This is a genomic window from Methylocystis sp. IM3 (assembly GCF_038070105.1).
Lineage (GTDB): Bacteria > Pseudomonadota > Alphaproteobacteria > Rhizobiales > Beijerinckiaceae > Methylocystis.
This window is the reverse complement of sequence record NZ_JBBPBZ010000004.1, coordinates 205,009-220,635: the sequence shown is the minus strand read 5'-3', so window position 1 is coordinate 220,635 and position 15,627 is coordinate 205,009. Positions and strand designations below refer to the sequence as shown.

Genomic DNA, 15,627 nt, shown 5'->3' with positions numbered 1-15,627 from the left:
TGATAAAGACAAAACGGCGACATGGCGCCAGGGCGTAGGGCCCTGTACCGGACGTTCGGAAAGCGCAGTTCGGAAATCAACTTGCAGTCAAGTTTCTGCGTCTATTGCCATTCAGACAATCGGGGGCTACGACGCGAAGGTTCGAGCGTGCCAAGGATCGCAGAAACCGTCCGAAGCGTTTGATCGCGGTGCTGGTCGACGAGCGCACAGAGGAGCCTTTGCGGCGTCGTATCGCAGGGAAGGAAGGGCAGGGTGCGATCGGGGGGATTGCCGTCATCCGCTCGGTCTTCGACCTGGTCATGCTCAGCGAAGGCGGGACGGCGGATAGCGCCTTCCGAGCAGCAGCGAGGCAGCCAGAATGAAAATAGCGCAGAGGAGCATCCTCCTGGCGCTTTCGATCTTGATCGCCGGAGCTTTGCTGATCGTCCCCTTCGGCGACGTTGCGACGCGCCTCGATTACCATGCCACGGTAAGGGCGTTGCGCAGGCTTCCAGCCAGCGCCGTGGCTCTCTCCATTTCCTCAACCCTTCTGAGCTTCGCCGCACTGATCGGTCGCGATGCGACCGCGCTCAGATTCATCGGCGCGAAGGCGTCTCCCTTGGCGCTGCTGCTGGCGGGTTTTTGCGGCTCGGCCCTGGGTAATGCGGCCGGCCTCGGCGCACTTACTTCGGCCGCGGTACGATACCGAATTTACGGCGCGCTCGGCGTCAAGCGCGAGGACATCGCGCGATTGCTGGCGTTCGTGCTGGGCGGATTTGTCCTCGGTCTTTCGAGCGTCGGAGCAATAGCGACCCTGTTCGAGGCCGAACAGCTGAGCGTGATGTTCGGCGTCTCGGCGATAGCCCTGCGCATTGCCGCTTGGGCGGCTCTGGCGATCGTCGTCTGCCTATTAATCTTCGGCCTTCGATCGGAAATCCGCGTGGCTGGGTTTTCCTTCGCCCCGCCCTCGCGCGCCAGCGCAGTCCTTCAGCTCGGCTTGACCACGATCCGGCTATTCGGCGCGGCCATGGCGCTATGGGTGCTCTTGCCTCCGGCATCTCTAAACTTTTTCGCTTTTGCCGCGATCTTCTCCGCTGCAACCGCGTTCGGGGCGATAAGCCATCTGCCGGGCGGCGTCGGTGTTTTTGAACTGGTGGTTCTCTGGGCGTACCGTGGCGCAGCGCAATCCGACGTCGTTGTCGCCGCGCTGATCGCCTATCGCGGTGTCTATTTCGCATTGCCGCTTGTTCTTTCCGCCGGCCTGTTCGCCTCGTTCGAGTTGGCGGTCGCGGCGCGTCCGCGCGGGACTCCGGAAGACGATCGCGTGGCGCGCGCCATTAAGCGGCTTTCGCCGACCTTTATCGGCGCGCTTACCTTCGGGGCCGGGGTGATGCTACTGCTCTCCGGCGCCACCCCGATGTTCAACCACCGCCTCGAAATCCTGTCGCTGCATGTGCCTCTGTGGCTGGTGGAGGCCTCGTCGTTCCTCGGCAGCCTTGTTGGCGTCGTGATGCTGTTTTTGGCGCGCGGGCTCATCGATCGGCGCGACGGCGCATGGCGGCTCGCAGTGGCGTTGTCCATGGTCAGCGTGGGCTTCTCGCTGCTTAAGGGCCTGGCCTACGTCGAGGTTGGTTTCCTTAGCGTGCTGATCCTGCTGCTTTTGACGACGCGGCCGGACTTCCGCCGGCCGACATCGATGCTCGATCAACCGTTCACCACGGGCTGGTTCATCGCCGTCGGCGTCATCCTGCTGGCCGCGTTCGGCGTGCTCTGGCTCGCCTTCGAAGGCGTGGATCTCAAAGCTCGAGATCTGTGGTGGGAGTTTGCTTTCGACGCTCAGGCGCCGCGCGCGCTGCGCGCCCTCGTCGGGGCGTCCGTCATTGCGACGGGATTCGGCGTCAGCCAATTGCTCAGAGCGCCCAAAGGGTTCGCCCCGCCGCCAGCTCCAAAGGAGTTGGCGGCGGCCGTCGAGATCGTCCGTCGTCAGGACCGAGGCGAAGGGATGCTGGCTCTGATGGGAGATAAGAGCCTGCTGTTTTCGGCTTCAGGCCGAAGTTTCCTGATGTACGGGAAGCGGGGCCGCAGCTGGATCGCGCTTTTCGATCCCGTCGGCCCGTGTGCGGAAAGGGGGGAGCTGGTTCGCCGCTTTGTCAAACTCGCCCATAAGCATGGCGGGCGTGCAGCATTCTATCAAATCCCCGCGGAAAGCCTGCCGCTTTACCTCGATGCGGGCCTTTCCGTGATGAAGCTCGGCGAGGAGGCGCGCATATCGCTGCCGGCCTTCGGGCTTGAGGGCGGGCCGGCCGCGCATCTTCGCTATGCGCTCAAGCGGGGCGCGCGCGATGGTCTGACATTTGAGGAGATCGCGCCTGAGAGCGTCAGAGCCGCGCTGCCAATTTTACAAGCCATTTCCGACGAATGGCTCGATGAGCGCACCGGCGAGGAAAAGGGCTTCTCGGTCGCCGCATTCGATCCGATATTTTTAGACGCGCAGCGCATCGGTCTGGTGCGCTCCCAGGGCGAGCCAATTGCTTTTGTCAGTATTATGGAGACGTCCGCCCGCAAAGAGGCGACGGTCGCACTGATGCGCCACCGCGCAAAGGTGTCGCCCTATGCTATGGAGTTCCTGTTCGTGAAGACGATCCTCGCCGTCAAAGAGCGGGGCTTTGAGACGCTGAGCCTCGGCGTAGCCCCGCTCGCTGGCGTCCGGCCCGAGCCGCTGTCGTCACGTTGGCACTGGATCGGCGCGCAAATCTGGAAGCATGGCGACCGCTTCTACAATTTTCAGGGGTTGCGGACTTTCAAAAACAAGTTCAATCCAACCTGGGCCCCGCGCTACCTCGCCGCCTCCGGCACGGTTGGCCCCTTTGTCGCCTTGGCCGACGCGGCGGCGATGATCGCCAAAGCGCCGCAGGCCAATACCGCGTCATGAGCGCGCGCCTTGGCATCGCGGCGCTGACGATTTTGATCGCGCTCGCTGCGACGTCGGCGCGTCGCGAGTCGATCGATGGCGCGAGTTTTGGCGATGTGCGCGTCGTTGCGCCGGCGGGTGCGTCTCTGCGCTACGTCACAGTCTTCTCGGGCGCCGAGGGCTGGAGCGCCGATGACGATCGCACGCTCGACGCCTTGGCGCGTGAAGGCGCGCTGGCGGTCGGTGTCGATACGACATTCTATCTGAAGAACCTCGCCGCGCATCGCAACGCCGTGCGACCCGCCGAATGCGTCGACGTGTTTCAGGATGTCGAGGATCTGAGCCGCCGCCTGCAAGGCCGCCATCCCTCCGCCTTCTATAACCTGCCCATCATCGCGGGGCGGGGAGAAGGCGGAGCGATCGCCTTTGCTGCGCTCGCGCAAGCCCCTGTCGCCACCGTTTCAGCGGCTATTTCATTAAATCCGACCGGGACGACGGGCATAACCCGAGATCTATGCCGGCTCGGCGGCTTGGCGCCCGCCGACGGCGCCGGGCGGCGCCTCGGCCCCGTCCCGACCCTGCATGGCGAATGGCGCGTCGTTTTCGACGCCGACGCAGATAGGCAGGGGAGGGAGCATGTGGAGTCGCTGTTGCGCGGGGGAACGCCGATCAACTCGCTGCCTCCACCCGGTGGCGCCGTGCGCGTCGGGCTGGCTTCGCTAGTCGAGGCCTATGCCGCCGACATGGCGCGCTCGGACGTCGGCGCATTGCCGCTCGTCGAATTGCCTGTGTCCATGCCGTCTAAGGTCATGGCTGTGTTTCTGTCGGGTGACGGAGGTTGGCGCGATCTTGACAAGACGGTTGGCGAAAAGCTGCAAGCCCGTGGCGTCCCCGTCGTCGGCTGGGACAGCCTGCGCTATTTCTGGCGACGCAAGACTGCTAATCAGACTACCGCCGACATGAAAGCGGTCCTCGACCATTACCGAGCGAAATGGGGCGCCGAGAAGGTCGCGCTGATTGGCTATTCGTTCGGCGCCGACGTACTGCCCATCGTCTACAATAAGCTCCCTGAAGCCGATCGCAATCGGATTGCGCAGCTGTCGCTGATGGGGCTCGAGTCGAAAGCGGACTGGGAAATTCGCGTCGCCGGTTGGTTTGGCGCCCCGCCGAGCGACGAGGCCACACCGCTCGCGCCAGAGTTTGCCCGCATCCCTGGCAGCCTCGTCCAGTGCTTTTACGGCGCCGAAGAGCAGGAACCGGGGTGCCTGACCCTGACAGACCCAAGGACGGCAATTTTCAAGACTCCGGGGGCGCACCATTTCGGCTATGCTTACGACCAGATTGCCAGTGATATCATTGAAGGCCTGAGGCGGCGCGGCGTCCTTTGATTCAGGGCACTCGTCTCGCCTGTCGGCGGCGCACCAGAAGGTGAACCACCGTCGCGCCGTCGCGCGCTGAAACCGGATAGCGTCCACTCGACAAAGCCCAGAGCCTATGGATCATTTTCCGGGGATACTAAGTACAGTTCCGAACTGGCTGCTTTAACAACGCGGTGACGAAGTCGCAGCTTGATTAATTGGGTTCCGGAGCGGCGATGATGGCGAGCATGGCCAGCGCGCCGCCGATGTCGGCGATGATGACGATGCCCGTGGCGCTATTCGTTCGAATGACGAGCAAAAAGGCGTTTCTGGCCGCATCGGAGCGTTTTCTTGGCGTCCCGCAGCCGACGACGGCGCGCATCAGGACACCAAGATTAAAGCCTGCGACGTGGATCAGATAACGCTTGGCGATGTTCTCGCGACCGCGAAGCCAGGCCCGGCGCATGCCGCCGCGATCCAGTACATGAGCGAAGCTGCGTTCGACCAGCTCGCCGCGCTTCCGCATGGCGGCGCGTCCAACGCCCGACTTCAGCCGTGCGCGGTTGGCGTAAACGGCGTCGCGCGCTTCTTCGTCTCCCTGCCAGCGCAAATAGCCCTTTGCCGGCAAAGGCTCGCTGACCCGGCTCTTCCACTCGCCGTCGTCGAGGCCTTTCAAAACCTCGCGCGAATGATAGCCTTTGTCCGCGATGATTTCGCAAGGATGGTCCGGCGTCGGCGCGAAGCCGACGGCCGAGAGATTGGCCTTCGCCGTCTCCAGCGTGTCGCCGAGCGTCGTCGTATCGCCCTTGTCCGCCTCGTGGATCGGCGCGGCGACGATCACGCCTGTGTCAAGGTCGACCGCATGTTCCGGCTTGTAGGCGAGATGCGTCGTCCCGTCCTTCATCCGCGCGATCTTCGCCTCGGCGTCCGTGGCGCTCGTCCAGTCGTCGTTCGAGAGCTTCTTGCCTTTGCGCTTACGGTCGAAACACGCCAAATCCTCGGTTCGGCGTCGCGATTCCGCTTTCCTTAGCCATGCGCTCGAGCATTGCGCGATAGGTCTCGCCATTGTCGCGCCGCACGATGCTGCGCAGCGCCGCGTTCGCCTCCATGGTCGAGCCGTCGACGCCGATGCGCTCGCCCTTCACGAGGCCGCGCTCGGCGACGAGCTGCAAGACGAAAGCGAATACCTTCTCGTGAACCTCGTGTGGCAGACGCGAGCGCGTCTTCGACAGCCATGAATGATCCGGAACTTTCTCGCGCGTCGACAGCCGCAAAAAATCCCGCAACGAAAAAGGATCCGCGCAGCGCCATACGATGCCGCGTTCGCTGGCGAGCCCTTCGAAGTAGCCGACCATGTGCATGCGCAAATAGCGCCCTGGTGGCAGCGAGGGCGCGCCCATCTTCGCCGCGTAGTAGGGCTTGCGGGCGTTCTCGACGAAAACGTCGAAGGCCGCGTCCAGTAAAACCTTCTGAAGCTCGTCGTAAAATGCGTGCCCCGAAGAGCGCGGTAGCTCGGCCCAGCCGACAACCAGATCCCCCTGCGTCCCCGTCTCACGCCGCATCGCCATCGGACCAACCTCAGCCGAATCTCACTTGGAAACGGAATCAGTCAGACGCGACTTCGTCAATGGGCTGTTAAACTATGAAAGTATCGTGCGTGTGCGCGACGGTAAGGGCATCAAAGAGCTGGCTGCGCGATCCAGGCTTGAGGCGCGGCGCGGTCCTCTCGCGGGTCGCCGGCCAACGTGGCGAGCCCCAAGGTGGTGGCGGGCCTTGAAATTAGGAGCGGGCGATGATCGAGCACTGGATCGCCGTTGTTGGTCTCGTTTTATGGACATGCCTGATCCTGCGCATCGTGCTTGGCGCGGGACCGTAGGCGGCCCAAAGAGCGCTGTAGCTGCCGCGTCAGGGTTAAGCCGCGGGAACCTTCCTCCGTCTTATGCGAAGGCAGCCAGCAAAGTATTGACCTTGGAAAACCCTCGTCAAAGGCGGAAAAGGACAGCAGTAACGAGAGTCGGAAAGGCCGCAACGGCTTCTACAATATTAGCGCCGGAATTCTGCGAAAATCAGCGAAAGTCGGAACGAAATCACGAGCGTGCCCAGCCGCAAGACCTCTGAGCACGCGTCACGCAGAAAATCTGCAGCCCCCCCCCCGCCTCAGGGGCGATCCCAATTTAACTCCTATGGGGTGTCACGCTGGGGTGCTCACCAAGCTGACAGAGTCGGCGACGATTGAAAGAACAATATCCGGCGTGAGACTATTTGCTTTGTAAACTTCTGTTTGTAGCCGACCGCGAACAGATACAACGCTACCAATCCTCATGCTCACAAGTTCCTGTTGCACCGGCTCAGCAAGAGCGATTACCTTCCACCAAGCTATCGAGCCACCGCCCTTCAGGCGCATGGTCGCCGTTACGATCCGCTGGCCCTTCCTATTCATACCAAGCGAAGGCGTGCTGAACAGAACGCCGGTGATGTGGGCGATGGCGCCCATGCGAGGAAGCGCCCCTTACCCGAGGGTTATCAACCGTGAGCATCCGTCAAACTCGAACGCCCGCATAGCCCAAACACAAAGTCGAACCCCTCGATGACGCTTGACGAGCAGCGTATGTCGTGCAACGATACAAAAAGGAGACTGAGTGCGGGCGCTGCCGCCAGATACCCGGGACAGGAGATATCCGGCCTTGCACGGATCTGTCTGAGGGTCGCCTGGCAACAGGCATCCCTACTGAGAAGGAAGCGCGAGATTAGATGATGAGGATAACTGTATTTTCATTTCGGCCGGAGAACAACCGGAAACGAAAAGGACATATTGCATCGCAATATAGTCACTGTTTTTTGGCATGTCTAAATAGCTGCGTTTGACACGCAGCCTGGCTAATCAAGATGGAGATTGGAACGTGAAGACTATGCTGGTCATCGCTTACTTGATGGGCGGTCACGTAATCGATACGGAAACTCTAGATTCCGCGAATATGGAAGAGTGCAAAGTGACTAAGCAGAGGGCGCTTTCAGAAAATACGCCGATTACGACTCGATATGGCTCCGACGTAAAAATCTCGGCCGAATGTAGACAGGCCAGTTTTGTCGAACCGAACGCCCGTAAGTCGGCACTCTAAATGATGAAATGGCGCCGGCGAATCTAACGAAGTTCCGGTCGAAGCTGCCCCAGAATCTGGCTCTACTGCATTAATGTGCCGGAACGCACTTTTGCCTTTCGGACTCGCCGGTCAAGCGGTCGGGCGGAATAGACGATCCCCAAAACACACATCTCCCCCTCCGGCCCCTACGTTGCTGGATAGGCGCCTGTGGTTTTCTCCCTGTATGTTTTCTTTCTAAACAATAGGCGGATGCGCTAAGCGCACCCGCCTACGTTCGTGTTTGCCTGCCTCAAGTCGTGAAGGAAATGCGCTGACGCGATCTCGCGATTAGCACCGAAAAAGCTGGCTTTTTCGACCACATTCGCGAGGGCCTCCGCTACAGGCATGATCCCGCGTCTTAGAAGCAGGAGGGGAGAGCCTTCGGGGATTATTTAGTTCACGGGAATGATGACGAAATTTATCCGGACGAATGACATGTCCGTCCTTCATTTTCCTTTTCATCACCCCGCGGTTGGACGAAATGTCGCCGAACGACTGGCAATGTGTCGTATAGCGATAATAAAATCCATGCGGTCTTTTGTCGCACTGGCGGATGCTCCTGTGGAGGCCATTAAACTCGCCGAGAGTCAGATCTTGATGATTATTTACGCTTTTGTAATCTTCCGAAGAGCTTGGGACGCGGACGCCGTCCCTGGGGACCTTGACACGACCGCGCCGACCATGGGATGGCGAGACGAGCACAGCGGCTTTTTGACGATGCTGGCCGCTAACAGGCGGTCGAAGTCTCGGCGCTCCGAGGCCGGTGTCATAGCTCAGGGATGCTAGTGCACTGACGCGCCAACCGCCTGGCCCGTGGCGTCAGGCTCCGCAGCTAGAACCGCACTCGCGAAACTGCGAATAGTGCTATCGCTATTTGGGTCGCCCTTGGGCAGGCCCGCCCGCCTCGACTTTCGTAATCTTGACAAAGATGATGGAGGTTTGCATTAGTTGGCCACTGGGAGTTTTGGCACGGCGATGGCTCGCCCCCAGAAGTGTGAAGCGCCGGATGGTCAGCATCGTCACAATGCCCAAGGTGCCTCCGAGGACGATCGTCCAGACGGTGCCCTTGTGCGTGGCGTCAGGCAGGATCTCGCTGGCTGCGGCGTAGAACACCACGTCCGCTGCGAAGTGCGGGATGGCGCTGATCGTTTGGGGTTTCGGGCGCCTCCAAGCCGTCCAAGCGGCACCGACAAAACTCACTATCGCCGGAATGAATGCGTAAAGCCACGTCATCGAGATGGTAACGCTGTGCGCGCGCCGTTATTTACATTGGCTGAGCTGCAGGTTATGAGCCTCTTTGAGAAGAAACCGCTCTAAGAGCGGCCTCGAACAGGAGGGGAGGCAATATTAGATTGTAAATCAGATCGTGAGTGAAGAGGACAACCTCTCCTATCCTTTTATCCATCTCAGCGGCTTCCTCTTTGGGGAGGCCACAGCGGCGAGGCCTGTGTGGCAGCAGCGGTCATAGCAAAAACCCAATACCCAAGAGCGAGATAGTCCTTACAAAGCTCGCTCGCCACAATGCGTCCTACCTTTATCCACCTTGACGCACATCCTGCCGCTGACCAACGAGCTGTACAATCAAAGCCAAATTTGGCGTAATATGGTAGCTGTTACCGGTCCATCAGGCCCGAGAAGAGACGCTCGATTTCACAGGGATGTCGGTCAGTGCCGCCGACGTTTGTCGCAGATGATTTGGGTCGCCGTCAGGATCTTGGATGAGATCGACGACGTGACCGAAAATGGCACCTTCAACGACAGGCTTCAAACGAGCTGCGCCAAGCTGGCTAGCAAATCGCCTTTGAATTCTATCGTGATAGTACGGGCGCTTGGTACGTTTGTTATGGATGCTGCTTCGGCGACTTTCAGCTCGACTGGCCACTGCTTCGTAGTCCGCACTGCGATAACTTGTGCCAAACCCTCGGGTAACATCCGCTCGCCGCTCCAATGAAGCCGATATGAAACATGCATGGGGCTCCCAGCCCTCGAGGAACAATGCGCAGCTAAATGCCTAGCCTTGACTGTGAAATGTTCCCGCCTTTTCGGAAATGTTACAACTTCTCGGTCATAGTTCAGATCCGCGAATATGCTTCGCTCGTAAGACGACAAGACGCAAATCGTGGGACGATGATGTTGTTTTTCGCTTCAAGGAATCGCAACACAGACGTGTCCCAAGCTGCTCGAGGCGGACCCGAGCCCGCGCCTCGATGTCGCCACCTTCCCACGTTATTTCTCCTTGTGTTATGTCGTTCTGCGATATAGAGCTTCTCGCATGCGATGATTTTCTGAATTATGACGGGACTAACCCGAAACGACATAGGCGGGTTGCCTTGCGATTGAGGATCTACCATCAAAGACTGGAGCATTTGACGCATGGCGCAAGATCAGGGCCTGGGCCGGCTTGCCTATGAACTTTGGCCGGCAGGGGTTCTTTGCTGCTTTGCTGGAAGGCGTTCGGCGCAAGCGCAATTTGCAGCTTTTCGGTTGGTCTGCGACAAGGGTCGAAGCGCTATAGGCTCCACGCGACGCTGGCGAAGGGGGGTGTGTCTGGCTAGGGGAGCCTTGCTGAGCACGCTCTCCGTCACCTTTCTTGCAATCATTCCAATTATGTCGCCGGTATTGGCCGCCGCGGCGCCTTTGCAGTCCGGCGCGGAGATCGTCGCGCCGCTGACGGAGGCGCAGATTAAGGCCGCCGGGATCGAGACGCAGCCGGTCGAGCCCGAATCGGGCGTCGGCGAGATCGTCGTCCCGGGCGTCGTCACCGTGCCGCCGCAGCAGTTGCGCATCGTGGCCGCTCCGGCCGCGGGCCTCGTCGAGACGCTGCTCGTCGCGCCGGACGAGGACGTGACGGAGGGCGACCCGATTGCGACGCTCAAATCCTCGGAGCTCGTGGAATCACAGCGCGCCTATCTCCATGCGCTCTCCGACGCCAATCTCGCGGCCGAGAAGCTTCGCCGCGACGAGCAGCTGTTCAAGGAGAAGATCATCGCCGAGCGCCGGTTGATCGTGACCCGCGCGGAGGCGGCGCAGGCGCGCGCGACGCTGGACGAGCGCGCCCAGATCCTCGCGCTCGCCGGCATGACGGAGGGCGAGATCGCCGAACTGAAGAAGGACCGCAAGCTCGCAAGCTCGCTTCTCGTCCGCGCGCCGATCGGGGGCACAATTCTCCAGCGTCACGGCACGACCGGCGAGCGCGTGCAGGCCTCGGCCCCGCTTGTGACAATCGCCAGACTCGATCCGATTTGGGTCAATCTTCAGGCGCCGCTGAGCCGCGCGGTCGCGCTCGAGAGCGTCGAGAAGGTGCATCTGCCGTCGGCCGGGCTCGAGGGCAGGCTCATTCGAATCGGCCACACGGTCGATTCAGCGACCCAGTCCGTAACGGCGGTGGCGGAGTTCCGGCCGGGGCGCAGCCCGCTGCGGCCGGGGCAGGCGGTCACGGCGATTCTCCGGGTCAAGGGCGGCGGCGCGTCCCAGTGGCGCGTGCCGGCGGACGCGGTTGTCAGCCATCGCAATCACAACTGGGTTTTCCTGCGCGTTCCCGAGGGCTTCCGCGCCATCCCGGTGACGCTCGTCTCCGAGACCCCGCAATTCTCCTCCGTGCAGGGGGCGCTCCAGGCGGGCGAGCGGGTGGCGACGCGCGGCCTGCTGACGCTTCTCGCTGAAGTGGCGGAGATCGAAAGCAAGTGATCGTCCGTCATGCTTGAGCGCCTGATCCATTTCTCGCTTCGCCAGCGGCTGCTCACCTTCCTTTGCGCGCTGTTCGTCGCGGCCTGGGGGGCGGTGAGCTATCTCAAGCTTCCAATAGACGCCTTTCCCGACGTCGCGCCGGTGCAGGTGCTCGTGGCCATGCGCGCGCCGGGCCTGACGCCCGAGGAGCTGGAGGCGCGCGTAACCGCGCCCATCGAGATCGCCGTCAAGGGCATTCCGTCGCTCGTGCGCATGCGCTCCACGACGCGCTACTCGGTGGCGCTGCTCACCTTTGAATTTTCGGAAGGAACCGACATTTACTGGGCGCGCGCGCAGGTCAACGAGCGCCTTGCGCAGGTTCAGGATCAGCTGCCGGACGGCGTCATCGGCGGGCTCGCGCCAATTGTCACGCCGCTCGGCGAGATGCTGATGTTCACGCTAGTGGGCGGCGACCTGACGCCGACGGAGCAACGCAGCCTGATTGACTGGACGATCCGCCCCGCCATTCGCGGCCTTCCCGGTGTCGCCGACCTCAATGTTCTCGGCGGCTTCGTGCGGACCTTTGAAGTGGCGCCGTCGCCTGCCGCCATGGCGGCTCGGGGGGTCACGGTGGCCATGCTCGAAAAGGCCCTCTCTAAGAACAACCGCAACGACGGCGCCGGCCGCGTCCGCGACGGCGAGGAGGCGATGCTGGTGCGCGCCGAGGGCCGACTGCGTTCGCTCGAAGACATTCGCTCGGTCGTAATCGAGTCGCTCAAGACCGGCATCGTTCGCGTCGGCGACGTGGCGGAAGTGCGCTATGGCTCCTTGCCGCGCAACGGCGTCGTCACCCGCAACGGCGAAGGCGAGGCGGTCTGGGCTCTGGTGCTCGGCCTGCGCGGCGCCGACGCGCGGACAGTGGTTTCCGGGGTCAAGGCGCGTCTGGCCGAGATCGAGCCTTTGCTGCCCAAGGGCGCAAAAATCGAAATTTTCTACGACCGCAGCGAGCTGATCGGCAAGGCGGTCTGGACCGTGCAGAAAGTGCTGCTCGAGGCTATCGTCCTGGTCGTCATCCTGCTGGCTTTGTTTCTTGGCAACTTCCGGGCCGCGCTCGTCGTCTCGGTCATCCTGCCCCTTGCGGCGCTCGCGACCTTCGGGATCATGCGGGTCTGGGGGCTTTCGGCCAATATCATGTCGCTCGGCGGCCTCGCGATCGCCATTGGGCTCCTCGTTGACTGCGCGGTGGTCGTGGTGGAGAATGTCGAGCACCGGCTCGCTCACGCCCATGACGCAGCGCTCGCCGACCGCATCTTCATGACGCTCGAGGCGACGAGAGAAGTCGCGACGCCGCTTACCTCAGGCGTCGTCATCATCGTGACGGTTTTCCTGCCGCTCCTCTCGCTGGAAGGTCTCGAGGGTCGCCTGTTCGCGCCAGTGGCGCTTACCATCGCCTTTGCCCTCGGCTCGGCGCTCGTTTTATCACTGACAGTCGTTCCAGCGCTGAGCGCGAGCATCCTACGTTCCGGCGCCGCCGACGAGCCGTGGCTCGTGCGCAAAATAGCTGCACGGTATGAACCTGTGCTTGAGTTTTCGCTAGGGCATCCTCTCATCATCGCGGGCCTAGCAGTCTGCGGCCTCATTATCGCCGGGCTCGCCTATTCGCGGATCGGCCAGACCTTCATGCCGGTGATGAACGAAGGCACGCCAGTCATCACCGTGCGCAAGCATCCGACGATTAGCGTCGCCGTGGCGGCGGAGACGGATAAGCTGATTCAGCGCGAGATCATGGAGAAGGTGCCGGAAGTGAAAGGGATGATGGCCCGCGCTGGCGCCGATGAATTGGGGATCGATCCCGTCGGCCTCAACGAGACGGATAATTTCCTGACCCTTGCCCCGCAAGAAGAATGGCGCGGCCACGGTATGGACTGGCTGGTCGACCAGATCCGCGAGGTGCTCGACGACATCCCTGGCATTTCCTACGCCTTCTCGCAGCCGATCGACATGCGCGTGCAAGAGATGATCATCGGCGCGCGCGGCGATGTGGTCGTGAAGATTTTTGGCGACGACATCACCGAGCTCAACCGGCTCACGCGCGAGGTCGCGACGGAACTCAAGAAGATTCCGGGCGCGCGCGACGTCTTCGGCCTGCAAAACGACGGCATGCGCTACCTCACGGCGCGGGTCGACAGGCTCGCGGCCGGACGCTTTGGCCTCAACGCCGGCGAGATTCAGGACGCGCTGCGCGTGTGGGTCGATGGCCATCAGGTCGGAATTGTCCTCGAAGGCCCGATCCGCACGCCGCTCGTCATTCGCGGCTCAGAGACCTCGCGCCGATCTTCGGTCGACTTCGCGCGCCTGCCCATGGTCTCCAACGACGGCAAGGTCGTCGAACTCTCACAGCTTGCGGAGGTGCGGGCCGAGAACGGCCCCATTCAGGTGATCCGCGAGAAAGGACGGCGCTTGGCGACCGTTCTCGCCAATGTCGAGGGGCGCGATCTCGTCGGCTTCGTGGACGAGGCGAAAGCCGCGGTGGCGCGTCATGTGAAGACGCCCAAGGGCTATAGCTATCAATGGGGTGGTCAGTTCGAGAATCAGCAACGCGCCTCCGCACGCCTCGCCGTCGTCGTGCCCATCGCTCTGGCGCTGATCTTCCTTCTGTTGTACTTCACTTTCAATTCGGCGCTGCAGGCCACATTAGTCTTCTGCAACGTGCCCTTCGCGGCGATCGGCGGCATTCTCGGCCTTTGGCTCTCCGGCGAGTTTCTCTCGGTTCCGGCATCGGTCGGCTTCATCGCGCTGATTGGCATCGCCGTGCTGAACGGCGTAGTCCTGATCTCCTACATCAACAAACTCGTTTCAGAGGGGAACCGCACGACGCGCGAAGCCGTCGTCGAGGGCGCGCGGCGGCGCATGCGCCCCGTCATGCTGACCGCGACCATCGCCGCCTTCGGCCTCATTCCCTTTCTCTTCGCCACCGGCCCCGGCGCCGAGATCCAGCGCCCCCTCGCCATTGTGGTGATTGGCGGCCTGATTTCTGCGACGGTGCTCACGCTTTTACTTCTGCCGATCCTCTACGATCGTGCGACCGGTTGGCGGCTGCGCATCAAGCGGAGCCGTTTTCTGAAAAAGGAGATCGAGGCATGAGACAAAAGGCGGCGATCGTCGCGCTGTCCCTTTGCACATTAACGGCTGACGCCATCGCCGGGCCGAAGCCGACCGGTCGAGTGACCTTAAAGGGCGACCAGCCGATCGAGAAAAGGAGGAAGGCGCCGCTCGGCCACGTGCTCATGCGCCATCTCGACATGGCGGTGGCGATAGATGCGCAGAGCCAGGGGCTCGCTGCGCAATTTGGTGCAGTGACGGCCCGCTTCGCCACGACGCGTTCGATCACGCCGGGCTCGCCCTATCTCGGCGGCACGCAGCGCAACGCAGTTGCGGGCAACTTGCGCAACTACAATGAAACGGAGGTCGAGGCCGGCTTGCCTCTGTGGCTCCCCGGCCAACGCGACGCCATGGAGACGACCGTCGCTACGGGCGCTATAGAAGTCGAAGAGCGCATCGCCCTTCGGCGCCTCGAAGTCGCAGGCCTCTTGCGCAACGCCTGGTGGAACGCCCAGCGCGCGGCGCGAGAGGCGAGCGTGGCGCGTAACCGCGTGGTCACGGCGCGCGAGATTGGCGTCGATATGGCGCGGCGGGTAGAGCTCGGCGAAGCGGCGCAAGCCGACGCGCTGCTTGCGAAAAACGAATTACTCGCCGCCGAGACCGAGCTCGCGCAGGCCGAGGGCGCGGAGAAAGTCGCACGCGTGAATTATGAAGCGCTCACCGGCGGCGCGCCCCCCGACGGAACGCTTGAAACCCTGAAGCCCGCCTGCCCTATAGAGGATCATCCGGCCTTGCGCACGCCGACCGCGACGCTGCGCCGCGCCGAGGCGCAGCTGCAGCTCGTCGAGGCGACGCCGATCGACAGTCCGGACGTCGCCGTTTTCGGCCGGCAGGAACACAATCGGCAATATTCGACCGACCACTCGCAGCCGATCACAGATCAGCTCACTAACGCCACTACGGTGGGCGTGCGCCTTCGCATTCCTTTGCCGACGGACGGCCGCCAGGGGCCTCGACGGGCGAAGGCGCACGCGGAGATAACCCGCGCGCACGCTCACCTTGAAAAGGCCAGGCGAGTCGTGCTCGCGGAGATCAAGGCGGCGCGCGCCCACCTCGCAGCGGTCAAGCGCGCCTCCTCAATTGCGAACAAGCGCCTCGGCGTCGCCAAAGAGCAATTCGAGTTGGCGCGCAGGTCCTTTGCGCTCGGCGAAATCGGCGGCTTGGATTTCTACCGCATTCGCCAGCTGCAACTAGATGCGCAACGGGCGCAAGCGGCGATGACCGTCGCCGTTGGCGTCGCGATCTCGCGGCTCAATCAGGCGCAGGGATATGCGCCTGATTGATTGACGCTTAGACCGCCTAGCGCCGCCTTCACCCCGCCGCAGCTTTCTTGTCTGCTGTTGCTTAGTTCGGCAGCGCGAAGACGGTCAGCACGCCGCGGAACGCCGTGTAATTGGCGAGCGAGGCGTAG

At 62.2% G+C, this 15,627-nt stretch carries 9 protein-coding genes; 5 read left to right on the top strand and 4 right to left on the bottom strand.

All coding sequences use genetic code 11. The features are described 5' to 3' along the window. Positions 1–358: 358 nt before the first annotated feature. Both mprF and WOC76_RS21240 read left to right on the top strand, forming a co-directional pair. Positions 359–2,911, top strand: coding sequence for a bifunctional lysylphosphatidylglycerol flippase/synthetase MprF (gene mprF, locus WOC76_RS21245; RefSeq protein ID WP_341431581.1), 2,553 nt, complete (start codon positions 359–361; stop codon positions 2,909–2,911). Beyond that, a complete protein-coding gene (locus WOC76_RS21240) occupies positions 2,908–4,278 on the top strand; it encodes a virulence factor family protein (RefSeq protein WP_341101981.1) in 1,371 nt (456 codons plus the stop codon). Before mprF ends, WOC76_RS21240 begins: the two co-directional genes overlap by 4 nt. 184 nt (positions 4,279–4,462) lie before the next feature. On the opposite strand, the gene WOC76_RS21235 is transcribed toward WOC76_RS21240, so the two are convergent. The 4 genes from WOC76_RS21235 to WOC76_RS21220 form a co-directional block, all read right to left on the bottom strand. Then, positions 4,463–5,242, bottom strand: a complete 780-nt coding sequence (locus tag WOC76_RS21235; RefSeq protein ID WP_341101982.1) for a transposase — start codon at positions 5,240–5,242, stop codon at positions 4,463–4,465. Continuing rightward, positions 5,223–5,816: a transposase gene (locus WOC76_RS21230; RefSeq protein WP_341101984.1), complete on the bottom strand. Its 594-nt coding sequence runs from the start codon at positions 5,814–5,816 to the stop codon at positions 5,223–5,225. Before WOC76_RS21230 ends, WOC76_RS21235 begins: the two co-directional genes overlap by 20 nt. Positions 5,817–6,439: 623 nt before the next feature. Further along, a complete protein-coding gene (locus WOC76_RS21225) occupies positions 6,440–6,742 on the bottom strand; it encodes a hypothetical protein (RefSeq protein ID WP_341101987.1) in 303 nt (100 codons plus the stop codon). A 1,516-nt stretch (positions 6,743–8,258) separates the two neighbouring features. Continuing rightward, positions 8,259–8,621, bottom strand: a complete 363-nt coding sequence (locus WOC76_RS21220) for a hypothetical protein (protein ID WP_341101990.1) — start codon at positions 8,619–8,621, stop codon at positions 8,259–8,261. Positions 8,622–9,950: 1,329 nt separating this feature from the next. Here WOC76_RS21220 and WOC76_RS21215 point away from each other — a divergent pair. The 3 genes from WOC76_RS21215 to WOC76_RS21205 are packed head-to-tail and all read left to right on the top strand — an operon-like array spanning position 9,951 to position 15,499. Then, positions 9,951–11,075, top strand: a complete 1,125-nt coding sequence (locus WOC76_RS21215; RefSeq protein ID WP_341101994.1) for an efflux RND transporter periplasmic adaptor subunit — start codon at positions 9,951–9,953, stop codon at positions 11,073–11,075. 9 nt (positions 11,076–11,084) lie between these two features. Then, positions 11,085–14,198 (top strand): efflux RND transporter permease subunit, encoded by a 3,114-nt coding sequence (locus WOC76_RS21210; RefSeq protein WP_341101997.1) that lies wholly within the window; start codon positions 11,085–11,087, stop codon positions 14,196–14,198. Next, complete coding sequence (locus WOC76_RS21205; RefSeq protein WP_341101998.1) at positions 14,195–15,499, top strand: TolC family protein; 1,305 nt, start codon at positions 14,195–14,197, stop codon at positions 15,497–15,499. Before WOC76_RS21210 ends, WOC76_RS21205 begins: the two co-directional genes overlap by 4 nt. Positions 15,500–15,627 lie beyond the last annotated feature (128 nt).

Bases quoted from the DNA above. Each gene is read 5' to 3' on its own strand.
- WOC76_RS21210 (WP_341101997.1), top strand. From the start codon at position 11,085: ATGCTTGAGCGCCTGATCCATTTCTCGCTTCGCCAGCGGCTGCTCACC.
- WOC76_RS21230 (WP_341101984.1), bottom strand. From the start codon at position 5,816: ATGGCGATGCGGCGTGAGACGGGGACGCAGGGGGATCTGGTTGTCGGC.
- WOC76_RS21205 (WP_341101998.1), top strand. From the start codon at position 14,195: ATGAGACAAAAGGCGGCGATCGTCGCGCTGTCCCTTTGCACATTAACG.
- mprF (WP_341431581.1), top strand. From the start codon at position 359: ATGAAAATAGCGCAGAGGAGCATCCTCCTGGCGCTTTCGATCTTGATC.
- WOC76_RS21220 (WP_341101990.1), bottom strand. From the start codon at position 8,621: ATGACGTGGCTTTACGCATTCATTCCGGCGATAGTGAGTTTTGTCGGT.
- WOC76_RS21240 (WP_341101981.1), top strand. From the start codon at position 2,908: ATGAGCGCGCGCCTTGGCATCGCGGCGCTGACGATTTTGATCGCGCTC.
- WOC76_RS21225 (WP_341101987.1), bottom strand. From the start codon at position 6,742: ATGGGCGCCATCGCCCACATCACCGGCGTTCTGTTCAGCACGCCTTCG.